Annotated in this window: 23 protein-coding genes; 7 read left to right on the forward strand and 16 right to left on the reverse strand. The window is 68.7% G+C overall.

From position 1 onward, the window contains the following. Positions 1-293: 293 nt before the first annotated feature. The 3 genes from MKL11_RS17735 to MKL11_RS17745 all read right to left on the reverse strand — a co-directional run bounded on the left by MKL11_RS17735 (position 294) and on the right by MKL11_RS17745 (position 3,172). Positions 294-854: a metallophosphoesterase gene (locus MKL11_RS17735; protein WP_243945678.1), complete on the reverse strand. Its 561-nt coding sequence runs from the start codon at positions 852-854 to the stop codon at positions 294-296. A 175-nt stretch (positions 855-1,029) separates the two neighbouring features. After that, on the reverse strand, positions 1,030-2,577 hold the full coding sequence (locus tag MKL11_RS17740; protein ID WP_243945680.1) for an integrase family protein: 1,548 nt from the start codon (positions 2,575-2,577) through the stop codon (positions 1,030-1,032). A 427-nt stretch (positions 2,578-3,004) separates the two neighbouring features. Next, positions 3,005-3,172, reverse strand: a complete 168-nt coding sequence (locus tag MKL11_RS17745; protein WP_243945682.1) for a hypothetical protein — start codon at positions 3,170-3,172, stop codon at positions 3,005-3,007. Positions 3,173-3,245: 73 nt separating this feature from the next. Here MKL11_RS17745 and MKL11_RS17750 point away from each other — a divergent pair, with 73 nt between their 5' ends. The 6 genes from MKL11_RS17750 (at position 3,246) to glnT (ending at position 8,650) form a co-directional block, all read left to right on the forward strand. Continuing rightward, positions 3,246-3,443 carry a hypothetical protein gene (locus MKL11_RS17750; protein WP_243945684.1) on the forward strand — a complete coding sequence of 66 codons (198 nt, stop codon included), beginning with the start codon at positions 3,246-3,248 and terminating at the stop codon, positions 3,441-3,443. 65 nt (positions 3,444-3,508) lie between these two features. Then, positions 3,509-4,192, forward strand: coding sequence for a helix-turn-helix domain-containing protein (locus MKL11_RS17755; RefSeq protein ID WP_243945686.1), 684 nt, complete (start codon positions 3,509-3,511; stop codon positions 4,190-4,192). 103 nt (positions 4,193-4,295) lie between these two features. Further along, positions 4,296-5,204, forward strand: coding sequence for a class II glutamine amidotransferase (locus MKL11_RS17760; RefSeq protein ID WP_243945688.1), 909 nt, complete (start codon positions 4,296-4,298; stop codon positions 5,202-5,204). A gap of 36 nt (positions 5,205-5,240) precedes the next feature. Then, positions 5,241-5,927 (forward strand): GXGXG domain-containing protein, encoded by a 687-nt coding sequence (locus tag MKL11_RS17765; RefSeq protein ID WP_243945690.1) that lies wholly within the window; start codon positions 5,241-5,243, stop codon positions 5,925-5,927. 14 nt (positions 5,928-5,941) lie between these two features. Further along, positions 5,942-7,270 (forward strand): FMN-binding glutamate synthase family protein, encoded by a 1,329-nt coding sequence (locus tag MKL11_RS17770; RefSeq protein ID WP_243945692.1) that lies wholly within the window; start codon positions 5,942-5,944, stop codon positions 7,268-7,270. Between the two features lie 72 nt (positions 7,271-7,342). Beyond that, on the forward strand, positions 7,343-8,650 hold the full coding sequence (gene glnT, locus MKL11_RS17775) for a type III glutamate--ammonia ligase (RefSeq protein ID WP_243945695.1): 1,308 nt from the start codon (positions 7,343-7,345) through the stop codon (positions 8,648-8,650). Between the two features lie 44 nt (positions 8,651-8,694). On the opposite strand, the gene MKL11_RS17780 is transcribed toward glnT, so the two are convergent. The 5 genes from MKL11_RS17780 to solA form a co-directional block, all read right to left on the reverse strand. Next, positions 8,695-9,471: an amino acid ABC transporter ATP-binding protein gene (locus MKL11_RS17780; protein ID WP_279600568.1), complete on the reverse strand. Its 777-nt coding sequence runs from the start codon at positions 9,469-9,471 to the stop codon at positions 8,695-8,697. Between the two features lie 5 nt (positions 9,472-9,476). Next, positions 9,477-10,352: an amino acid ABC transporter permease gene (locus MKL11_RS17785; RefSeq protein ID WP_243945697.1), complete on the reverse strand. Its 876-nt coding sequence runs from the start codon at positions 10,350-10,352 to the stop codon at positions 9,477-9,479. After that, a complete protein-coding gene (locus MKL11_RS17790) occupies positions 10,349-11,098 on the reverse strand; it encodes an amino acid ABC transporter permease (protein ID WP_243945699.1) in 750 nt (249 codons plus the stop codon). Before MKL11_RS17790 ends, MKL11_RS17785 begins: the two co-directional genes overlap by 4 nt. A 37-nt stretch (positions 11,099-11,135) precedes the next feature. Further along, complete coding sequence (locus MKL11_RS17795; protein ID WP_243945701.1) at positions 11,136-11,969, reverse strand: transporter substrate-binding domain-containing protein; 834 nt, start codon at positions 11,967-11,969, stop codon at positions 11,136-11,138. A gap of 71 nt (positions 11,970-12,040) precedes the next feature. After that, positions 12,041-13,210: an N-methyl-L-tryptophan oxidase gene (solA, locus tag MKL11_RS17800; protein WP_243945702.1), complete on the reverse strand. Its 1,170-nt coding sequence runs from the start codon at positions 13,208-13,210 to the stop codon at positions 12,041-12,043. Positions 13,211-13,381: 171 nt separating this feature from the next. Between solA and MKL11_RS17805 the strand changes: the two genes are divergently transcribed. Then, complete coding sequence (locus tag MKL11_RS17805) at positions 13,382-14,368, forward strand: GlxA family transcriptional regulator (RefSeq protein WP_243945704.1); 987 nt, start codon at positions 13,382-13,384, stop codon at positions 14,366-14,368. A gap of 174 nt (positions 14,369-14,542) precedes the next feature. Here the strand turns inward: MKL11_RS17805 and MKL11_RS17810 are convergent, their stop codons facing one another. From MKL11_RS17810 to pucL, 8 genes are all read right to left on the reverse strand, one after another. Beyond that, positions 14,543-16,081, reverse strand: coding sequence for an ABC transporter ATP-binding protein (locus tag MKL11_RS17810; protein WP_243945712.1), 1,539 nt, complete (start codon positions 16,079-16,081; stop codon positions 14,543-14,545). 5 nt (positions 16,082-16,086) lie between these two features. Next, positions 16,087-16,800, reverse strand: coding sequence for a cysteine hydrolase family protein (locus MKL11_RS17815; RefSeq protein ID WP_243945714.1), 714 nt, complete (start codon positions 16,798-16,800; stop codon positions 16,087-16,089). Further along, positions 16,797-17,825 (reverse strand): formamidase, encoded by a 1,029-nt coding sequence (locus MKL11_RS17820; protein ID WP_243945716.1) that lies wholly within the window; start codon positions 17,823-17,825, stop codon positions 16,797-16,799. The genes MKL11_RS17815 and MKL11_RS17820 overlap by 4 nt, the downstream gene beginning before the upstream one ends. A gap of 11 nt (positions 17,826-17,836) precedes the next feature. Beyond that, complete coding sequence (locus MKL11_RS17825; RefSeq protein WP_243945718.1) at positions 17,837-18,760, reverse strand: ABC transporter permease; 924 nt, start codon at positions 18,758-18,760, stop codon at positions 17,837-17,839. Positions 18,761-18,770: 10 nt separating this feature from the next. After that, on the reverse strand, positions 18,771-19,928 hold the full coding sequence (locus MKL11_RS17830; RefSeq protein ID WP_409565875.1) for an ABC transporter permease: 1,158 nt from the start codon (positions 19,926-19,928) through the stop codon (positions 18,771-18,773). Positions 19,929-19,989: 61 nt separating this feature from the next. After that, complete coding sequence (locus tag MKL11_RS17835; RefSeq protein WP_243945720.1) at positions 19,990-21,102, reverse strand: BMP family ABC transporter substrate-binding protein; 1,113 nt, start codon at positions 21,100-21,102, stop codon at positions 19,990-19,992. A 437-nt stretch (positions 21,103-21,539) separates the two neighbouring features. Beyond that, on the reverse strand, positions 21,540-21,797 hold the full coding sequence (locus tag MKL11_RS17840) for a hypothetical protein (protein ID WP_409565877.1): 258 nt from the start codon (positions 21,795-21,797) through the stop codon (positions 21,540-21,542). A gap of 364 nt (positions 21,798-22,161) precedes the next feature. After that, positions 22,162-23,004: a factor-independent urate hydroxylase gene (pucL, locus tag MKL11_RS17845; RefSeq protein WP_243945722.1), complete on the reverse strand. Its 843-nt coding sequence runs from the start codon at positions 23,002-23,004 to the stop codon at positions 22,162-22,164. Positions 23,005-23,036: the final 32 nt, after the last annotated feature.

Genomic DNA, 23,036 nt, shown 5'->3' on the forward strand with positions numbered 1-23,036 from the left:
GCATGTACGGCCGCGCGAAGTTCGATCTTCTGCGCCAGCGTGTCCTCCATGCCGCCTGAGGTCGACCCGTAGAGCTTGGCCGTACGAAGGCTCGCCAGCACCGAAAGTGCGGATGAACCCCATTCCAACGCCTTTTGACAAGTATTCCGTCCACGCCGGGATTCGGCATGCCTCGACCTTGAGGTTCGGCCTCGTCCTCTCGGAGTGGACGTGGAAGCGGTGGCTTAGAGGTTTGATGGTGCGCATACGCCAGGGCATCCCCTCGCGTAGCAGGCCGCCCCTTACCAGCCCGTCTACGCGGCCTCGGCCAGCGCGGCGGTCGCGGCCGGCCCGTGCTCCAGGGCGGCATTCTCCGCGAGGTGTTCCAGGATCTCGGAGACCGTGACGGGCAGGTAGGCCCAATCATCGACGCCGACGTCGCAGGACCGAGCCGTCCCGGGCAGGCTCCCGTGGGAGTGCCCGTAGGCGTGGATCGCGCCCTTGTGCATGCCGTTCCACGTCCGGAGACCGTAGTGACAGAGGACGATGCGCACGCCCTCGATCACGGGCTCCGCCATCTGCTGCTGGGAGTACCAGGGAAGACTCGTCGTCCTGCCGGCGTCGTGGTTGCCGAGGATGAGATGCTTCCGGCCATTCAGTCGAGCGAATACCTTTCGGCACATCTGCGCCGATGCCCCATAGGCGAAGTCCCCGAGATGGTAGACCTCGTCGTCCTTACGGACCCTATTGTTCCAGTTCTGGATCATGGTTTCGTTCATCGCCTCTACGGACGTGAACGAACGTGGTCGTGTCATGCGCGCCGACATCATGCCAGCATGACCGAAATGCGTGTCCGATGTGAGATAGGTCTTCATCGATAGCCTCCGAATACTTGGAGGCGAGGCAGGGCCGTTAGCGCTCCGGGATCACGTCGTCGGGTTCGGGGCGCTCAATGCTTTCACGGGGTGGCTCTCCTGCTCATGGCGACCGTGCCAGAGGGCGGATCCCGGGACAATAGAATCCCGGGATCGTGGTTTCAAAACGCCTGGGCTACGCGGCGAGGTCGAAGGGTTTCTCGCTCTCCTCAACCTTGGCCTCCGCCGCCTTCCTCGCGGCGGTCTTGGCCTTGCCGTCCTTCTCGCGCGCCCGGCGCCGGGCGGCGATTTCGGCCGCCAGCTGGTTGAGCGGGGGAAGGGCAGCCGCAGCGATCGCGGCCTGCGCCTCGCACCACGCGACCCACTTCTCCATGACGGGACCCTTCAGATCGAGGCGGTCGTCGTCGGTGTAGTGCCCTTCCAGCGTGTCGGTGCTGGCGATGCCCTCGGCGTGATCCATCACGAGCTTCACGTCGGCGCGCGGGATGCGGAGCTGCTTTTGCCCGTGCGTGGAGAACCCGCGCCGCAGGTCGTGGGGGCTCGCACGGACACCGATATCGAGAAGGCGATGATTGAGCGCGCTGTCGCTCATGTGGCCGTCGACGGCATCCCCGAGCTTCCAGGCCCGGATTTGCGGGAACAGGTAAGGCGTCCCGGCCGCGGCGCTCCGGAGCAGCTGTGCCTGGACGCGGCTCCAAAGGGCCGGCGGCAGCGGGATCGCGTGCCGGCTCTGGTCTGATCGCTTGTCGGCCGTCTTGCGGTGAGCCGGAGCCATCGACCAGCAGCCCCAGCCGGGCGTCTCGATCCACGGGACGAAATCCTCGACCCGCGCGTCAGCGATCGGGCGCCGGCGCTGCGCCGTCAGGGTGAGCAGTTCGAGGCTCAGCGACACCGTGGGGTCGAGCACGCCCGAGCGCGCCACCGCGATGACCGTCCCGATCTCGCCCGGCGCCCCGACGTAGCGGCCCGCCACCTTGCCGTTCGCCCGGACCTTCACGCCCGGGGTGCGGGGCGGGGCACAGAGCTTCGACATGTCCGCGCCGATTCCCTCGACGCCGAGGCCGCTGGACTTCCGCACGTGCGGCTTCCAGAGCCATCGCCATAGGGGACGGAGCGCGCTCGCGAGATTCACGGCGTGCGTCTCACGCCCGCTTGAATGGACGGCGGCCACGATCTCGGCGAGGTCCTCCAGCGTGATGCGGCGCACCTTGCGCCCGGCGAGGACATCGAGCTCGGCGAGGTGGAGCTTCGCGCCGTAGTCCTTCCACGTCGCCTCGCGCAGCGTCCTCTTCACCTCGGCGAGATATGCCTCGCGCGCCGCCTCCCACTTCCAGAAGGGGGTGTCTCCGACGACTTCCATCATCCCAGCGACCATGGCCGGGTCTCGCGGTTGGGCCGCAGGTCTGGGCGGAAGCTTCCCAAGGCGGATGAGCTGATCCTCAAGGAACCGGTCGCCCGGCTCGTCGGTGCGGTTGGCGATGTGGCGCTGCGCCTCCGCGACGATGGACCGGGCCTCGTCGAGCGTCAGGCCTGGCGGCGACCCGAGCGTCATCCTGAACGTCGTCCGCTTCCGGATGATCTTGAACGCCCACCTCGCGCCCCGCGGCCCGACGCGGAGCAGGAGGCCGGGTTGCTGGGAATCGATGATGTCGTATGTCCGGCCGCCGTCAGCGACATCGCGGAGGGCCTTGTCGACGTGGCTCTTGGACAGACGTACGGACATGGGAGTAACTCGGGCTTCTCTCGGGCTGCGGAGCCCGAGATCTCCATGCCTCTCTACGACAGAGCGAGTTGCCCCTCCGTTAACGCAATTGCCTGGTTTTGCTGGCATTTTCGTGATCCCACCCGGGATCATTCCGGGCTCAAACTCGAGCTGCGTGGGTGGAACAATAGAAATCATAATCCTTGTGTCGGGGGTTCAAATCCCTCCCTCGCTACCATTCAACCCTTTGATTTCATTTATATCGGCCGGTTGCTCCGCTTCCCGGTTCGACATTTTTCCGGCCTCGGTTAGACGCTTGCTCGCGCTCCTGCGGGCAAACTCAGCGTCAAGCATCACTACCAGCGTCCGCGTTTTCGGCGCCCGATCTGCCCCCTTCGCAGTGCAGCGCTATCTCGATCGTTGCCCGACCCCGCGCGTTCGCGATGGCTCATTCGTCGTGCCCGATCTTGCGCAGCACCACCGCCAGCCTGTGCCGGAGCCCGTACAAGGTGAGCCCGGGCTCGACCTTCCCGGCCTCTTCCAGCCGCAACCGGATCGGCCGCCACGACGCGCGGAATCCACTGAGCGTCCAGGTCTCACCTCGGAATTCGCGCACCGCGTCAACGCCTTATGCTCCGGGGCTGCGGCCGGGATCATCGCGAGCGACGGCGGCGCCGGATGCCGTCCCGGTGATCTCGCCGGTGGAGAAGCGCCCCGGTCTCATCGTCGCGACCGGCGTTTCCGGGCGCTGCTTCGGCCCGGGGCTCGGGGCCGGGCGATTGGCTGCCGACCCCGCGACCAGTGGCCGCCCGATGGTCGATCCGATGGCTTTCCAGTTCTCGCGGTTCCTGGACGGGTCGAAGTTCGTCCCGTTGACAGGCGTCTGATGCCACGGCACGGCGCCCCGGGGCCGCGTGGCTGGAGCCAGCGATCACCGAGGGGAGGATCAGCCATGCCTTCAGGCTCTTCGAACCGAGCGGGGGAGGCCCCTGGACGAGCAGGTGAAACGGTCCTGTCTCAGGATCCGCACGCCGTCCGCGAGCCGCGCGAGAACAACCTCGAACGGGCGATCGGCCACGCGGTGCGCGAGCGCCGGAAGCGCCTGGGCATCACCTCCGCCGACCTCGCCGCGACCACGGGCCTGTCGCCCGGCATGCTGTCCAAGATCGAGAACGGCAACATCTCGCCGTCGCTGACGACGCTGCAGCTGCTCGCGCGGTCCCTCGGGATGCCGATCACCGGCTTCTTCCGCGGTTACGAGGAGGTCCGCAATGCGGTCTTCGTGAAGGCCGGAGAGGGGATCGAGCTGGAACGGCGCGGTACGCGGGCCGGGCACCAGTACAACCTGCTCGGCCACATTCACGAGAACACCAGCGGGGTCACAGTCGAGCCGTACCTGATCACGCTGACGACTGATTCCGATGTGTTCCCCACCTTCCAGCACGCCGGGATGGAGCTCCTCTACATGCTGGAGGGCGAGGTCCTGTACCGGCACGGGGACCGGCATTTCCATATGCAGCCGGGCGACAGCCTGTTTTTCGACGCCGACGCGCCCCATGGGCCGGCGGAGCTGCGCGTGCTGCCGGCCCGCTACCTCTCGGTGATCGCCTATCCGAATTCCGGCGGCGCGGGCTGACCTCCGACCATCTATTCTCGAGAAGAAATTTTATTTCTTGAAGGTTGATTTCTGGAACGAGAGCCGCCTATGCTCCGGGCGAACCCGCTACGGAGGTGATGCCATGTGCGGCATCGTCGGATTGTTCCTGAAGGACCCCGCCCTGGAGCCGCAGCTCGGGGCTCTCCTCGCGACCATGCTCGTCACCATGACGGATCGGGGGCCAGATTCGGCGGGCCTCGCGATCTACGGCGCGCCGGTCCCAGGCCTCTCAAAGATCACAACCCAGTCGGACCGGCCCGAGGCGGATTTCGCTGGGCTGGAGCGGCGCCTCGCGGGGGTCTCCGGCGGCACCGCGCGCGTGGCGGTGAAGAGCACGCATGCGGTGATCACCGTCGCGATCGACCGGCTCGACGCGACGCGAGCCGCGTTGAAGGGCCTCTCACCGAGCCTACGCGTGATGGGCGCGGGCGAGAGCGTCGAGATCTACAAGGAGGTCGGCCTGCCGAAGGACGTGGTGGAGCGCTTCGGCGTCGCCACAATGTCCGGCACCCACGGCATCGGCCACACCCGGATGGCGACGGAATCGGCGGTGACCACGATGGGCGCCCACCCGTTCTCGACGGGCGCCGACCAATGCCTCGTCCATAACGGCTCGCTATCGAACCACAACAACCTGCGCCGAGCCCTGGTGCGCAACGGCATGGCGTTCGAGACCCAGAACGATTCGGAGGTCGCGGCCGCCTACCTCACCACCGCGATGGCCCGGGGCAAAAACCTTGGCGCGGCGCTCGCCGGGGCGCTGCAGGATCTCGACGGCTTCTTCACCTTCGTGGTCGGAACGAAATCCGGCTTCGGCGTGCTGCGCGACCCGATCGCCTGCAAGCCCGCGATCATGGCCGAGACCGACCGCTACGTCGCCTTCGGCTCGGAGTACCGGGCCCTCGTCGGCCTGCCGGGGATCGAGGCCGCCCGCGTCTGGGAGCCCGAGCCCGCGACCGTCTATTTCTGGGACCAGCGGCAGGCCGCCTGAGCAGCCCCCGCCGACCTCTCGTCACGGATCCTCCCGATGCCCGTCTTCGACTTGGCGGCCATGCCGCTGCGCGATCTGAACCAGGCCCTCCACGGCGTCGCCACCGGCGCCAACGACACCGCCTTCGAGGTGCTGAACCCCCGGGGCCAGCACGCGGTGGCGGTCGGCATCGACGGTCCCGTCACCGTCACGGTGCGGGGGGCCGTGGGCTATTACTGCGCCGGCATGAACGACGGCGGCACCGTGACGGTGCAAGGTTCGGCCGGCCCGGGCGTGGCCGAGAACATGATGTCCGGCACCGTGGTGATTGAGGGCGACGCCTCGCAATATGCCGGCGCCACGGGCCGCGGCGGCCTGCTCGTCATCAAGGGCAACGCGGCCTCGCGCTGCGGCATCTCGATGAAGGGGATCGACATCGTCGTGCACGGCTCGATCGGGCACATGTCGGCCTTCATGGGGCAGTCCGGCTCCCTCGTGGTCCTCGGCGATGCCGGCGAGGCGCTGGGCGATTCGCTCTACGAGGCGAAGCTGTTCGTGCGCGGCACCGTGAAGAGCCTCGGGGCCGACTGCGTCGAGAAGGCGATGCGCCCCGAGCATCTGGAGCACCTCGCGGTCCTGTTGGACCGGGCCGGAGTCACGGACGCCCGGCCGGAGGAGTTCCGCCGCTACGGCTCGGCACGCCGGCTCTACAGCTTCAACATCGACAACGCCGACGCCTACTGAGCGGGAGCCCGGGCATGACCTACCAGAACCCGCCGATGCCGCCGCGCAAGTCGGCGACCTTCGACGACCACACCCTCGCAGAGATCCGCCGGGCGGCGGCCACGGGCATCTACGACATCCGCGGCGGCGGCACGAAGCGCAAGCTGCCGCATCTCGATGACCTGCTGTTCCTCGGCGCCTCGATGTCGCGCTATCCCCTGGAGGGCTACCGGGAGACCTGCGGAACTGGGGTCACCCTCGGCACGCGCTTTGCGAAGAAGCCGATTGCGCTGAAGATCCCGATCACCATCGCCGGCATGAGCTTCGGATCCCTGTCGGCCAACGCCAAGGAGGCGCTCGGCCGCGGCGCGAGCCTGGCCGGCACCTCCACCACCACGGGCGACGGCGGCATGACCGACGAGGAGCGCGGCCATTCCGAGATCCTCGTCTACCAGTACCTGCCCTCCCGGTACGGCATGAACCCCCGGGACCTCCGGCGCGCCGACGCCATTGAGGTGGTGGTCGGCCAGGGCGCGAAGCCCGGTGGCGGCGGCATGCTGCTCGGCCAGAAGATCTCCGACCGGGTCGCCGCCATGCGCGACCTGCCCAAGGGGATCGACCAGCGCTCCGCCTGCCGCCACCCGGACTGGACCGGCCCCGACGACCTAGAGATCAAGCTCGGAGAATTGCGCGAGATCAGCGACTGGGAGAAGCCGATCTACGTGAAGGTCGGCGGGGTGCGGCCCTATTACGACACTGCCCTCGCCGCGAAAGCCGGCGCCGACGTGGTCGTGCTCGACGGTATGCAGGGCGGTACGGCGGCGACCCAGGACGTGTTCATCGAGCATGTCGGCCAACCGACGCTGGCCTGCATCCGGCCCGCCGTGCAGGCGCTGCAGGATCTCGGCCTGCACCGCACGGTGCAGCTCGTGATCTCCGGGGGCATCCGCTCCGGCGCGGACGTCGCCAAGGCCATCGCGCTCGGGGCGGACGCGGTCTCGATCGGTACCGCCGCCCTGGTCGCCATCGGCGACAACGATCCGGCCTACGAGGAGGAATACCGCAAGCTCGGTTCGACCGCGGGCGCCTACGACGACTGGCACGAAGGCCGCGACCCCGCGGGCATCACCACGCAGGATCCCGAGTTGATGGCCCGCCTCGACCCGGTGCGCGCCGGCAGGCGTCTGGCCAACTATCTGAAGGTGATGACCCTGGAGGCGCAGACGATCGCCCGCGCCTGCGGCCACAACCACCTGCACAATCTGGAGCCGGAGGACCTCGTGGCGCTGACCCTTGAGGCCGCTGCCATGGCCCGCGTGCCGCTCGCCGGCACCGATTGGTACCCGGGCAAAGCCGGCTTCTAGGCCCTTCGACCCTGCCGGCCGCGCCGGGTGGGGCGCGGCCGGCTCCCACCGATCCGCGCTCAGGGGGCTGCCGTGACGACCGACCTTTCCGCCTACGCCGCCGAGCACGGCGTGAAGTACTTCATGATCTCCTACACGGACCTGTTTGGCTGCCAGCGCGCCAAGCTGGTGCCGGCGCAGGCGATCGGGGACATGCAGCGGGACGGAGCCGGCTTCGCGGGCTTCGCCACGTGGCTCGATCTGACCCCGGCCCATCCCGACCTGTTCGCGATGCCGGATGCCGCCTCGGTGATCCACCTGCCCTGGAAGCCGGACGTGGCCTGGGTCGCGGCTGATTGCACCATGGAGGATGCCCCCGTCGGCCAGGCACCCCGGGTGGTGCTGAAGCGGCTCGTGGCCCGGGCCGCTGCCGAGGGTCTGCGGGTCAAAACCGGCGTCGAGGCGGAGTTCTTCCTGCTGGCGCCGGATGGGGCGGCGATCTCAGATCACAACGACCGCGCGGAAAAATCCTGCTACGACCAGCAGGCGCTGATGCGCCGCTACGACGTGATCGCCGAGATCTGCGACCACATGCTGGCGCTCGGCTGGAAGCCCTACCAGAACGACCACGAGGACGCGAACGGCCAGTTCGAGATGAACTGGGAGTACGACGACGCCCTCGCCACCGCCGACAAGCACGCCTTCTTCAAGTTCATGGTCCGGTCGGTGGCCGAGCGGCACGGCCTGCGGGCGACCTTCATGCCGAAGCCGTTCCCGGGGCTGACCGGCAACGGCTGCCACTGCCACGTCTCGGTGTGGAACTTGGCGGGGACGGAGAACGCCTTTGCGGATCCGGACATGCCCTTCGGCCTGTCGGCCCGGGGGCGGCATTTCCTCGGCGGGATCATGCGGCACGCCCCGGCGCTCGCCGCGATCACCAACCCAACGGTCAATTCGTACAAGCGCATCAACGCGCCGCGCACGATCTCGGGGGCGACCTGGGCGCCCAACGCCGTGACCTGGACCGGCAACAACCGCACCCACATGGTGCGGGTGCCCGGGCCGGGCCGGTTCGAGCTACGGCTCCCCGACGGCGCGGCCAATCCCTACCTGCTCCAGGCGGCTATCCTCGCCGCGGGCCTCGACGGGCTGGCGAATGCGACCGATCCCGGGCCGCATAGCGATGTCGACATGTACCGGGAAGGTCACACGGTCACTGGCGCCCCGCGCCTGCCACTCAACCTTCTGGACGCCCTGCGCGCCTTCGAGGCCGACGAGGCCCTGAAGTCGAACATGGGGAGTGCCTTCTCCTCCGCCTACCTCAAGCTGAAACGGGGCGAGTGGGACAGCTACTGCGCCCATTTCACCGCCTGGGAGCGCGAGACCACGCTCGATATCTGACGCGGCGGGCGCGGCTAAAGCCGGATCGCTTTCCTAGAGGGCCGTCAGAGAACCTGCGAGAGGAAGCGGCGGGTGCGCTCGTCCTGCGCGGAGGCGAAGAACGTCGCCGGCGGCCCGTGCTCGACGATCACGCCGCGATCGGTGAAGTAGATGTGGTCGGCCACGTCGCGCGCGAAGTTCATCTCGTGCGTGACGAGCATGCAGGTCATGCCCTCCTCGGCCAGTTCGCGGATCGTGACCAGCACCTCCTTGACCGTCTCCGGATCGAGGGCGGCGGTGACCTCGTCGAACAGCATCACGTCGGGCCGCATCGCCAGCGAGCGCGCGATGGCCACACGCTGCTGCTGGCCGCCGGACAGTTCGCCAGGATACGCATCCTCCTTGCCGGCCAGCCGGACCTTGGCGAGCAGGGCGCGGGCGCGGGCCTCGACCTCGCGGCGGTCCTGGCCGAGGACGTGGATCGGGGCCATCATCACGTTCTGCAGCGCGGTCTTGTGCGGGAACAGATTGTACTGCTGGAACACCATCCCGACCTTGCGGCGCAGCGCCAGCTTGTCGAGGCGCGGATCGGTGACCTCTATGCCCTCGACCAGGATCGAGCCCGCGGTGACCGGCACCAGCGCGTTGACGCAGCGGATTAGCGTCGACTTGCCGGAGCCGGAGGGTCCGATGATGCAGATCACCTCGCCCTGGCGCACGTCGAAGCTGACGCCCTTCAGCACCTCGAACGTCCCGAAGGACTTGTGCACGTCGACGAGGCGGACGATCGGCTGATTGGGCGTCCAGCCCGCGGATGGGTCGCTGTCCGGGGGCGCGGGCATCATGCTCAACGGGTCTCGAAGCGGCGTTCCAGGACGGCGGTCAGGCGATCGATCGGGTAGCAGTAGAGAAAGAAGCAGAGCATAGCGAAGCCGTAGAGCGGCGCGAACAGTTCCGGGCGCCCGCCTTCGGCCGCGTGCACCTGCGCGGTCAGTGTCAGCATCTCGGTGACTCCGACAATCGAGGCCTGCACGGTGGCCATCGCGATGAGCGCATAGACGTTCATCCAGGGCGGCAGCATTCGCTTCGCGCACTGCGGCAGGATGATGCGCCACAGCGTCTGCCGCCGGGTGAAGGCCAGGGATTCGGCCGCCTCCCATTGCGTGTTCGGCACCGAGCGCACGGCGCCGCGCACGATCTCGGCGACGTTGGCCATGACCGGCAGGCTGAAGCCGAACGTCGCCTTCACCCAGTCGGGCAGCGGCACGCGGAGTCCGAACACCGTGACCTGGAACGGCACCAAGAACATCACGAAGAACAACAGCACCAGCCAGGGCACGTTGCGGAAGACCTGCGTGATCGACCATGCGATGCGGCGCAGCACCACTCCTTCAGCGAGCATGGCCAGCCCGAGCCCGATGCCGGCGAACGTGCCGATCGCCATCGCCATCAGCGAGATCGCGACGTTGAAGGCGAAGCCCGTGAGCAGGAGCGGCGCCCACTTGATGACCACATCCAGCGGAGACGGCGCCACGGCCGCGCCCTGCGCCCAGGCCGGGAAGGTGACGACGGCAACGCCACATAGCAGCCAGCCATGGACGGGGCGCAGGCGTGCCGGCGGGTGGCCCTCGGCAAGCGCGAACGGCAAGAGGACCGGCAGATCAGTCGGGCAACTTTCCGGACGCACGTCGGCACGCAGGCCGGTTCGATCCGAAGCGCTCATCGGCCGTATCCGGGGATGCGCAGGGCGCGCTCCCAGCGGTGCATGATCCACACGAGCACCCCGACGAGCACCGCGTAGGTCGCCAGCAACACCAGCATCATCTCGAGGACGTTCTGCGATTCCGACCAGATCTGCTTGACCGCGTAGAGCGTTTCGGGAACCGCGATCGCGTAGGCGAGCGTCGTGGTCTTCAAGAGATTGATCAGGTTGTTGTTCAGCGCCGGCAGGCAGACGCGGAGCGCAAGCGGCAGCACGACGTGGCGGTAGGCCTTGAACCGGGTGTAGCCCAGCGCCTCGGCGGCCTCGACGGTCGTCTTGGGCACGGCCTCGATGCCGGAGCGGAAGATCTCGACGTTGAACGCGCCCGCAAACAGCGCGAGCGAGACGATCGCCCATTGCACGTTGTCGAGGATCGGGGCCCGCAACCCGTCGGCCGAGCGCACGTCCGGCAGGAGCGTGCCGAGGCCGAAGTAGAAGAAGAAGATCTGCACGAGCGGCGGCGTGTTGCGGAACACCACGACGAAGCCGTTGACTATCCCCCGCAGAAGGCGCGACGGCCCGCGCTGCAGCAGCGCCCCGACCGCGCCGATCACGAGGCTGATCAGGATCGTGCTGATCCCGAGCAGCAGCGTCATCCGCAGGCCGGCGACGTAGCGTTCCCAGTCATACGGGTCGTAGAAGACCGTGAAGTTGAAGCCGGTCGTCTCATAGAGACGCTGGAACCAGGCCTGGACCGCCTCGATCATCGCGGACGGACGTCCCGGCTCGTCGAACGGACGCGCATCAGTTGGTCGCGTTCTTGTACTTCTCGTGCATCGCCTTCGAGTAGGCGGTGGGCTCGATGCCCCACTTCCTCTCACCGGCGACGATGAAGCCGGTCTTCATCCAGTCCTTGGTCGCGTCCTCGACCATCGTCTGCAGCGTGGTGTTGCCCTGCGCGACCGCCATCATCCACGGCGCGTCGAGGATCCCCTTGAGGGGCAGGGCGTAGCCGGACTTCCAGTCGTCGTCGAGCAGCTTACCCTGGAGCATGCTCTGGTCGTAGACGTAGCCGAGGCAGTTGCCCTGCTTGAGCGCGAAGAGCGGCTTCTCGGAGCCGTCGAAGGCGACGATCTCCGCCCCGTAGGTGCGGGCGACATCCTTGTTGTACCAAGCCCCCGAGGTCGCGCAGAGCGGCTTGCCCTTCAACTGGGCCCAGTCGGTGATGCCGGAGGTCTTGGGCAGCAGCACGTTGACGAAGTCGGAATAGTATTGCGGGTCGATGGCCTGCACGACCCGGCGGCGCTCCGGCTTGTCCGAGAGCGTCGCGATCAGCAGATCGACCTTGCCCTGCTGCAGGAACTCGATCCGGTTGGCGGAGACCACCGGCACCAGTTCGAGCTTCACGCCGAGGCGCTTGGCCAAGTCGGCAGCGAGATCGGGCTCGAGCCCGATGATCGTGCCGCTCGGATCGCGGAACCCGAAGGGCTTGTAGTCCGCTTTCACGCCGACGATCAGCGTCCCGCGCTGCTTGATCGCCTCGACGCCGTCCGCGGCTGCGGCCGGACCGGGCACTGTGAGGGCCGAGATCGCGGCCAGGGCACCGGCAGTCAGGAAAGTGCGGATCGTCTGTCGCATCGGCTCGGTCCTGCGCGGGTATTCTGATCTTGGCATGGTTTGTAGCAATCCACGAGCCATAGGCCCGCGGATCAACCGAAGCGTGCGAGCGCGAACGGCGTGAGATCGGGTCGCCCGGCGCCCCCGGAGAGGTCCGCGGCGACGGCCTCGCCAATGCCCGCCGAATGCTTGAAGCCGTGCCCTGAGCAGGCGGAGACCACGAGCATCCGATCCATCGCGGGATGCCGGTCGATGATGAAGCCGCGATCGGGGGTCACCGTGTAGACGCAGGCCGCGGCCCGCACGACCTCCGGGATGGCGCCGGCCAGCCGGTTCTCGACCCGCAACCGGTACATCGCGTCGGATTCCGACGGATCGACCCGGCGCTCGACCGCGTCGGCGGTGGTGGCGGTGCCGTACTGCTCGGTCGCGACCTTGATAGAGCGCTGTCCCGCCATGGGCGGGAAGCCGTAGAGGTAGTCCGTGTCGTCCGTCCCGTACATCCAGATGAAGACGGGCGAGCGCGGCCCATACGCGGCTTCGTCCGCCAGGGCGTACCAGTGCAGGAGCTGGCGCCGGACCGTCAGCAGCCGGTCGAACGGCCGGCCGAGCAGGGGCGCGGTCCAGGCGCCGGCGGCGACCACGGCGCGATCGGCCAGGATCACGCCGTCGGCGGTCTCGATGTGGACGCCGGACTCGTCCTGCCATAGCGCCAGAACCTCGCAGCCGGTCCGGATCTCGGCTCCCAGCGCGGCTGCACGGGTGAGCTGCGCCGCGATGCAGCGCTCCGGGAACACGTAACCGCCGCCCGGCTCGTAATAGGCGTTCTCGTCGCCGGCGAGGTTCAGGAATTGCGGGAAGCGGCGGGTGACCTCCGCCCCGTCGAGCACCTCGTGCGCGATCCCGGCACCCTGCGCCGCGCTGATCGAGCGGCCGACGAAGTCCGGCTTGCCGTGGTGGGACGAGACACCGTGACCGGGGGCCATGACCAGGGCGCCGCAGGCGTTCAGCAGGGTCTCGCCCGTTTCCGCTTCCAATTCCCGCCAGATCCGATGCGCGGCGGTGACGAAGGGGACGTAGTCGCTCCCCTCGCCGACGGCCTGGCGCGTGATCCGCGTCTCGCCGTGGCTCGACCCGAGCGCGTGCGGCGGCGCGAAGCGGTCGAGCCCGATCACCGCGGCCCCGCGCTTGGCCAGCTGGTACAGGACGGCACTGCCCATGGCCCCGAGGCCCAGGACCGCAACGTCGACCCGCCCTGTCATTGCTTATGCTCCCGCAGGCCGACGCAGCGATGCGATTCGGCCTTATCCTGAGACGAGGGTGGGATGGTGGATCCGGGCATCCTGTGCGATCTCGGGCCAAAAGGTAGCGTGCCATGAGAATGACGCGCCCTGGTTGTTGCGCTTGACCGTCACAGACGGTTTCTTTCACGGATGAGCCAACAGGACGCGCCGACATCGAACGAGGCATCTTCCCCACCGGGGGACCGGCTGCAGGAGATCGGCTTCATCCTGGTGCCGGGCTTCGCGCTGATGTCGTTCGCGTCGGCCTCCGAGCCATTCCGGGCCGCCAATCACCTGGCCGGCCGCGCCCTCTACCGGCTGCGCTACTTCGGCGAGACCGAAGGCCGGGTCGTGTCCTCGTCCGGGGCGGAAATCCCCACCGAGGGCCTGCCGCGCGAGCGCGGGCGCCTACACATCGTCTTCGTCTGCGCAGGCGGCGAGCCGACCGGGTGGGACAAGCCCGCGATCCACGCCGCTTTGCGGCGCTTGGCCCGGTTCGGCGTTCGGATCGGCGGCATCTCGGGCGGCCCCTACCTGATGGCCGCGGCGGGGTTGCTGGCGGATCGCGCCTTCACGGTCCATTGGGAGTACGCGGGTGCCACGGTCGAGGCGTTCCCGGATGCACGCCTCACGAGCGCGCGCTACGTCGCCGATGCCGATCGCCTGACCTGCGGCGGCGGCGTCGCCCCCCTCGACATGGCCTACACGTTAATGGCCGAGCGCATGGGGGCAGCATTCGCGCGCCGAGTCTCGGACTGGTTCCTCCACACGGCGGTCAGTGCCGCGGATGACCCGCAGCGCGCCTCGACGGCTGAGCGCTACGGCGTCCATCATCCGGCCTTGCTCACCGTCATCGAAACGATGGAGAAGACCGTCGAGGCGCCGCTCGGTCGCCAAGCCATGGCTCGCCTCGCTGCGGTCAGCGCGCGTCACCTCGACCGCCTCTTCCTCGACAAGCGAGGCCTGAGCTTCTCGGCCCAATACCGAGCCATCCGCCTCGCCCATGGCCGGCGCCTGCTGCGTCAGAGCCCGCTCAGGATCGGGGAGATTGCGACGGCCTGCGGCTTCTCGAGCGCGGCCCATTTCTCGCGCAGCTACCGGTCGCATTTCGGCTGCAGCCCATCCGCGGAACGATGAAGCTTGCTCAGTCAAACATCTGGAGAGCCCCGCCCGCATCGAAACGATAGAAATGGGGCCTCAACAGTTGCCATTGATGCCGTCAAGATGGTCCGTCCCAACCCCACGAAAACCCGAAAAGCATCGATCGACACGTTCGAGAAAATCGAAAGATCGGGCGGCGCCCCCCGCGCCTCAATGGTGACCGGCCATGTGCCGGCCGATCGTTCCGATCTCGGCCGTCGCGGCTGCCGTCTCGTAGACCAAGCGCCCGTCCGACATCACGACGATCCGGTCCGACAGTTCCAGGATCTCGTCGAGGTCTTCGCTGATCAGGAGCACCGCCGCACCGGCGTTGCGGGCGGCCACGATCCGGGTGCGGATCTCCGACACCGCCGCGAAGTCGAGGCCGAAGCAGGGGTTGACCACGATCAGGAGATCGACCGGGTCGGTCAACTCGCGCGCGAGCACCGCGCGCTGCACGTTGCCCCCCGACAGGGTCGCGATCGGCGCCTCGGAGGAGGCGGTCTTCACCTTGAAGCGCGCGATCAGATCCTTGGCGCGACGGGTCATCGCCCCCCTGTCGAGCCACAGGGTCGGCGGTCCGGACGGGTCCTCGCCACGCCGGTCGAAGGCGCGGAAGGCGAGATTCTCCGCCACCGACATCCGCGGGGCGCAGGCGTTGCGCAGAGGCTCCTCCGGGATGAAGCGCACGCGCCGCGCCCGGCTCTGCGCGCGCCGGCCGGTATAGGGCTCGCCGGCCACCGCGACGCGCCCGCCGGCTGCGCGGATCTGGCCGCCGAGCACGTCGGCGAGCTCCTTCTGGCCGTTGCCGGAGACGCCCGCGATGCCGACGATCTCCCGCGCCCGGACGCGCAGGTCCGCGATCGCGATGCGGCGCAGGCCCGAGGCGTCGGAGGCGTCGAGGTCCTCGATGCGCAGGATCTCGCGGCCCGCGTCCGGCGCGCCGATCCGGGCCGCGACCGGGCGCACGACCCGCTCCCCGATCATCATCGCGGCCATGTCGTCGCGCGAGAGGTCGCCGACCGCGCCGCCGCCCACCAGCCTGCCGCGGCGCAGGACGCTCAGCGAGCGGGCGAAGGTCTCGACCTCGCGGAACTTGTGGCTGATCATCAGCACGGTGAGGGCGCCGCGGTCGGTCATGGCGCGCAGGAGCCCCAGCACCTCCTCCGCCTCGTCGGGCGTGAGCACCGAGGTCGGCTCGTCGAGGATCAGGAAGCGAGCCTTGAGATAGAGCTGCTTGACGATCTCCAGCTTCTGCTTCTCGCCCGCGGCGAGTTCCGCCACCGGCCGGTCGAGGTTCAGCCGGAACGGCATCCCGGCCATGAAGGCCGAGAGCGCCGCGCGCTCGGCCTTCCAGTCGAGGATCGCCGGGGCGTCGGCGCGGCTGATCACGAGGTTCTCGGCCCCCGTCAGGGAGGGCACCAGCGTGAAGTGCTGGTAGACCATGCCGAGGCCGTTCGCCTGCGCGCCCTTGGGGTTGGTGATCTCGGCCTCGCGCCCGTCGACCAGGACGCTGCCGGCGGTCGGCGCGTAGAAGCCCATCACGCACTTGACCAGCGTCGACTTGCCGGCGCCGTTCTCGCCGAGCAGGGCGTGGAAGCCGCCGGCCTCGATCTTCATCGACACGTCGTCGAGGGCCGCGAAGGCGCCGAAGCGCTTCGTCATGCCGATCGTCTCGACGCCGATGGCGCCGGGCGTGGTGGCGTCCATCGCCCTCACCCCATCGCCTGGAGGATCGCCGCGGAGGCGGCGACCGCTCCGAAGACGCCGCCCTGCATCGTCACCATCCGCAGCGCCGCCTCGTGGTTGCCGCGATCGGTGGCGGCGGTGCCGTCGGAGACGATCACGCACTCGAAGCCGCGGTCATTGGCCTCGCGCATCGTGGTGTGGACGCAGACATCGGTGGTGATGCCGGTCAGGATTAGGTTGCGGATGCCGCGCTGGTTGAGGATCAGCTCCAGGTCGGTGGCACAGAACGAGCCCTTGCCGGGCTTGTCGATGACCGGCTCGCCGGGCAGCGGCGCCAGCTCGGCGATGATCTCCCAGCCGGGCTCGCCGCGCACCAGCACCCGGCCGCACGGGCCGGGATCACCGATTCCGGCCCCGATCCGGCGCGACCGCCAGCGCTTGTTGGCGGGCAGGTCCGCAAGGTCCGGGCGGTGGCCCTCGCGCGTGTGGATCACGTGGTAGCCGTGGGCCCGCGCCGCGGCGAGCAGGTCCGCGATCGGGCCGATCGGAGCGCGGGTGAGCGCGAGGTCGTAGCCCATGGCGTCGACATAGCCCCCCGGCCCGCAGAAATCGGTCTGCATGTCGATGATGACCAGCGCCGTGTTCCCGGGGCGCAGGTCGCCGTCATAGGGCCAGGGATAGGGCTCGGCCGCCGCGTAGGTGCCGGCGGACGCCTCGCCGGGGCGTGGGGCCGCGCTCACTCCGCCGCCTCCCGCGAAGCCGGCGTCTGCGCCGCGCCGTAGGAGCGGGTCGGCGCCGGGAAGCCGCAGCCCGTGCCGTCGACGACCTTCACCGCTTCCTCCCACGGCAGCGCGTACCGGCCCGCGGCGAGGTCGTGCATATAGGTGTAGGGGCAGTCCCGGGCGCCGCCCTTCACGGCCGTGTAGCCGCGATGGCCGAGCTGGTAGATGTTGTTCTCGACGCCCCAGTGGATGCGCGCCTCGCGCACGAGGTCGGGCCGCACCTCCGCCGTGATGATCTCGTTGACGCGGCCCGTGGTGCCGTGGGCGATCACCGACCCGTCGAAGTTGCAGATCATGCCCTCGCCCATCGAGTCGAAGGCGCCGTCCGAGCCGCACATGCAGACGCTGGCGGTGATCATCAGGTTGCAGAAGGCGTTCGACTGGTTGGTGAAGCGCCAGGATTCCCGGATCGGCGCCGTGTAGCCGGCCGTGCGGATCATGATCTCGGCGCCCTTGTAGGCGCATTCGCGCGCCATTTCCGGGAACATGCCGTCGTGGCAGATGATCAGCGCGATCCTGGCACCCCGGGGACCCTCGATGACCGGGATGCCGATGTCTCCGGGCTCCCAGGGCTCGACCGGCACCCACGGGTGCATCTTGCGGTAATAGAGCTTCACCGCCCCGGCATCGTCGATGATCAGCCCGGCATTGAACGGGCTGCCGTCCGGGTTGGCCTCCATGATGGAGAAGCAACCCCAGATCCGGCTATCGATGCAGGCCTGCTTGAAGGCCGCGACCTCGGGACCGTCGAGACGGCACAGGATCTCCGGATCGGTGTCCATCGACAGGCCGTGCAGCGCGTATTCGGGGAAAACGACGAGGTCCATTGTCGCGAGGTTGGCCCGCGCCTTGGCGACCAGGGCGACGATGCGGTCGGTCTGGGCGGCGAGGTCGGCCTTCGTGGCGATCCGCGGCAGCTGGAGCTGGACGAGCCCGATCACGACGCCGTTGGGAGACTTGTTCAGTCCGCCGAGCCCGTTCATCGCGACGCTCCTCACTTCGACAGGGACAATTCGCCCGGGGCGCCGGCCAGGGCCCGGTCGGGCGACGAGGTGGCGACCAGGAGGGCGAGGGTGAGCACGTAGGGGGCGGCGTAGAACAGGTAGTAGCCCTGCGAGACGCCGACCGATTGCAGCGCCGGGCCAAGCGCCCCCGCCCCGCCGAACAGCAGGGCGGCGCCGAAGCAGGCCAGCGGGTTCCAGCGGGCGAAGATCACCAGCGCCACCGCCATCAGGCCCTGGCCGGACGAGACGCCCTCGTTCCAGGAGCCCGGATAGTAGAGCGAGAGGTAGGCACCCCCGATGCCGGCCAGCACGCCGCCGAGGCCGGTGGCGAGCAGCCGGACATGGTCGACGTCGTAGCCCATGGCGCGGGCCGCGTCCGCGCTGTCGCCGACGACGCGCAGGACCAGTCCGGCCCGCGTGTTGCGCAGGCCCCACCACAGGGCGACGGACAGCGCGGCGCCGATCAGGAACAGCACGTTGACGCGGAGCGCCGCCTGGACCTGCGGCAGGTCCGACCACGCACCGAAACCGATCGCCGGCAGCGGCGGGGCCGAGGGCTGGATGAATGGCTTGCCGAGGAAGAAGGCGAGCCCCGACCCGAACAGCATCAGCGCGATACCGATCGCGACGTCGTTGACCCGGGGGAACTTGCAGACGAAGCCGTGCAGCAGGCCGAACAGGCCGCCCGCGAGCCCGGCCACCGCGACGCCGGCCCAGGGCGAGCCCGTCATCACGGCGGTGGCATAGGCCGCCATGGCGCCGAAGACGAGCGTCCCCTCCAGTCCGAGGTTGATCCGGCCCGAGCGCTCGGTGATCGTCTCGCCGAGGCTCACGAATAGGAACGGCGTCGAGACGCGGATCGCGCCGCCGACCACCGCCAGCGGCACCGTCCAGAGGCCGAGCCCGTCGCTCATTCAGCGATCCTCATGCCAGAACCGGGCTTGGGGGCGCAGGCGCGCGCTTCTCGGCCCAGAGATGCGGGTTGAACAGCTTGAACCGGCCGTAGAGCGTCTCGCTCATCAGCACGATCAGGAACAGCAGGCCTTCGAGCACGAGCACGGTGGCGTCGGGCAGCTGCATCCGCCGCTGGATCAGCCCGGAGGACGCCTCGATGCCACCGAGCAGGAAGGCCACCGGTACGATCGCGATCGGGTTCTGCCGGGCCAGGAAGGCGACGAGGATGCCGGTGTAGCCGTAGCCTGCGGCCAGGGTGCCGTTGGCGGTGCCCTGGACGGCCACGACCTCGAAGAAGCCCGCCAGCGCCGCGAAGGCGCCCCCCAGCGCGGTGAAGCCGACGATGAGGCGGCCGACCGGCAGCCCCTGGATCTGGGCCGCGCGGACGTTGCCGCCCGCGATCCGCGCGGCGAAGCCCAGCGTCGTGCGGTCCATCAGCCCATAGGCGATCAGGCAGGCGATCACGCCGCAGCCGAGGCCCCAATGCACGCCGATCACCGGCATCGGCCCGAGCATGAACGCATCGCCCACGGGAAGGGTCGAGGGCTTGTTGAGGCTGGTCGGGTCGCGCAGCGGCCCCTCGATCAGGTGGTTGGCGAGCGCGATCGCGATATACGACAGGAGCAGGCTGGAGATCGTGGCGTTCACCCCGCGATAGGCCTGGAGCCAGCCGACCGAGCCGATCCAGACGGCGCCGACCAGGGCGGCGGCGCAGGCCATCAGCGGCACCGCCAGCAGGGCCGGCAGTGCGGCCAGCGGCTGTGCCGCGGCGGCGGCGGCGAGGCCCCCCAGCACGATCGCGCCCTCGCCGCCGATCACCACGAGGCCGAGCCGGGCGGGCAAGGCGACGCAGAGCGCGGCGAACAGCAGGGGCGCCGCCCGCTGCAGGCTGTTGCCGAGGGCGAAGGGAGAGCCGAACCCGCCTCGCCAGACGATGTCGACGAGTTGCACCGGCGACTTGCCCAGCGCCGCGAGGAACAGTCCGAACAGCAGGAAGCCGAGCGCGGCGGCTCCGACGGGGATCGCCACCGCCTCCGAACGGCGCGCCAGCCACGCGCGGATGCAGAGGGAGGCCGAGGAGCGCGATGGCGCGACGGTCAGGCTCGATGGGGCTGTGTCCGCGACCACGTCTCAGGGTCCTCCGGATAGGTCGGCGCCGAACGGCCGGCAGAAACCGTGCCAGGACGCCTCAAACCGAGCCCTTCACCCCGGCGACGAGGTAGTTCGTGCTCTCCAGCTCCGCCGCCTTCTCCGGGTAGGTCTTGCCCGCCGGCAGGACCTCCTTGCCGGCATTGTCCTTGAGCGGGCCCTTGATGATCGCGTAGCCGCCCTTGAGCATCTCGGCCTTGACCGCGTCGGCGTTCCTGCGGGCCGCGTCGCCGACGCCGGGCCCGTAGGGGCTCATCTTGACGTAGCCGTCGGCGAGGCCGCCACGCACGAAGTTCTCGGGCGTCCTGCCGGCCTGCATCGCCTCGATGAAGCCCTTGTAGATCGGCAGCCAGTTCCACTCGGCGCCGGTTAGGTATTTCTGCGGCGCCAGCGGCGACTGGTCGACGTGGTAGCCGCACACGAAGGCGCCGCGGCGCGCGGCGGTCTCGACCACCACCTTCGGGCTGTCGACATGGCAGGTGATCACGTCGGCGCCGCCGTCGATCAGGGCGTTGGTCGCCTCCGCCTCCTTGACCGCGAGTGACCACTCGCCGGTGAAGATCACCTGGCAGGTCATCGCCGGGTCGACGCTCTGGGCGCCGAGCAGGAAGGCGTTGACGTTGTTGAGCACCTGCGGGATCGGCTTGGCCGCCACGAAGCCGATCGTCTTCGATTTCGACGCATGGGCGGCCACGACGCCGTTCAGGTACTGCCCCTGCGCGATGTAGCCGAAGTAGGAGCCGGCGTTCTTGGGATCCTTGTCGGTCCAGAGGCCGCCGCAATGGCGAAACTGGATCTTCGGGTTCTTCTTCGCCTCGGCCAGAAGATAGGGGCTGTAATAGCCGAAGGAGGTCGGGAGCAGCAGCGTCGCCCCGTCGAGATTGATCATGCTCTCCATGGTCTTCTCGACGGCGTTCGTCTCGGGGACGCGTTCCTCCTCGGTGATCTCGACGCCGGGCAGGCCCTTCAACGCCTTCGCGGCCTGGGCATGCGCCTGATTGTATCCGTAATCGTCCTTTGGGCCGACATAGATGACGCCGACGGTCAGGGGGTCGGCCGCGCGTGCGCGGGACGCCGTGGCGACGCCGAGCCCCAGGAGGGCACCCGTGCCGAGAAGACGCCTGCGCGTGAAGGGAAGATCTGCCACGGGCATCCGCTTGCTCGCGTCATCCGGTCGATGACGCGAGCCAATCTAGAGCTTCGCTAGACAGACGGTGAAGCCGATATTTTCAGCATTCGCTGCGACGATTGCTGCTACACGGACCGATACGGACCTGCGCGGACGCACAAGAATCAGTCGGGTCGTGCGCTATCGCGCGCCACGCGTGCGTTGCTGTTGCTGGCCGGCGATTCAACCGGGAAGCCTTCATTGGAGACCTGCCGTAGAGTCGAACGGCGGTCGAGAACAACGAACGTCGACCAAGGCGGGAACGCATCGGGCGGCGTTGAGTGGTCCTGTTTCTGGACCAACGCGAGGCGTGCGGCCGTCAGGCCCACCCACGCGGCGCTCGCGTGAATCCGGGCTCTGCGACCGTGAAGGGATCGCCCGGTATCCGGATTCTGCGTCGCGTCGTGTGTCGGCGGCTGCCCTCAGCGCGCCCCGCCCGTGTCGGTCTGATGCGGGCGGCGCAAGGCACCGGTGACCAGATCGTCCGTGGTCTCGTAGGACCGACCGATGCCGACCGCGCGCCCGCGGTCGTTCATGAGATTGGGTAGGGCCGCGCGCCCTTCCAGGCCGCCCGGCGCGGTGGTGGCGGGGATCCCGGCGGGGGCGGTGTAGCTCTGCGCGAACGCGGCGGTGGACAGCGTGAGGCCGAGAACGGCTCCGAGGAGGATGCGGGTGGTCATGACGCGAGATCCGATGGCGAAGGTGCCGGACGGGGCCCGGCCGCCTTCCGTGGCGTCAAAACTGTGCAGCGCTGCCGAATAAAACAACACCGGCTGTCCGCTATTTGTGCGCTTGCGCACGACGCGGCTGCCGGCCCCGAGGTCGGCCAGACAGGCGGACGACCGGGCTATCGAAAAAAAAGCTTTATATGCAATGACTTGTCTGGAGAGACCGGATTTGTTGCCACGGTCGGTCTGGTGGCACGGTTCTTTCGCTAGCACATACCAGCTTGGCCCGAGCAATCGCCGATGCTGTGGGCGCCGAAAGCCGCCTCGCTCTGCGGGGCGACGCGGTGTTCGGCCCGGTCCAGCGTGGCTGGGCGCCTCAACCCGTCCGGCGGATCGTCGCCTCGATCTGCCCGTGCGGCTCGTCCGTGGGCAGGAACACACTGCCCGGGTTCTCCAGGCCGAACGGCTGCAGATTGATCGGTATGTAATGCTTGTTCGGCATCGCGAAGCCGATCGCGTCGATCTCCGGCACGGCGGCCAGCGCCGCCTCGCCCATCCGGTACATGCTGTCCTGGACGCCGTGGCTGTAGGTGGTGCCGAACACCTGGATCAGGAGCGACAGAATCTTGGCGTTGGCGGCGGCGTAGTCGATCGGTTCACGGGCCCAGGTCCAGGTCGCGTCCATGCTGGTGGCGGCGATGCGGTCGGTCGTGTCGGGCAGCGTCCGGTAGGCATCGTCGACGAAATCGGCCCAGCCCGATTGCGTGGTCTTCATGAAGGTGAATCCGCGCAGGCCCGAGCGCAGCACAGACCCGCCCCGGCTCGCCGCGAGCCCGACATAGCCGAAGCCGTTGCCGTCGAGGGTGAAGGTGTGGCCGTGCGGGGCGCCACCGATCTCCTGGCGCAGCCACCGCGTCTCCGTGGCCTCGATCGCGACCTCCTCCACCTGCGGATAGGTGTCGAGGAAGACCTTGGCCACGGCCTCGGCGAACGCCTCCTTGTCGAGCGACAGGTTCTTCGCTGCGGTGACGTTGACGATGTTCTTCACGCTGTCGGTGGCCACGCAGGCCCGGTTGTCGCCCGCAGCCCAGGCGGCGTCGAATCCCCCCTTCATCAGGACCGTGAGCGTCAGTTCGCGCGGGGTGTGGTGGTCGCCGTCGCGGGTCAGGCGCATCACCCGCACCCGGCCCTTGCCGTATCGCGATGCCGTCAGGGCCATGGGAATCTCCGGAAAGGGGCCGCAGGCGTCTC

The sequence above is a fragment of the Methylobacterium sp. J-077 genome, assembly GCF_022829365.1.
Lineage (GTDB): Bacteria > Pseudomonadota > Alphaproteobacteria > Rhizobiales > Beijerinckiaceae > Methylobacterium.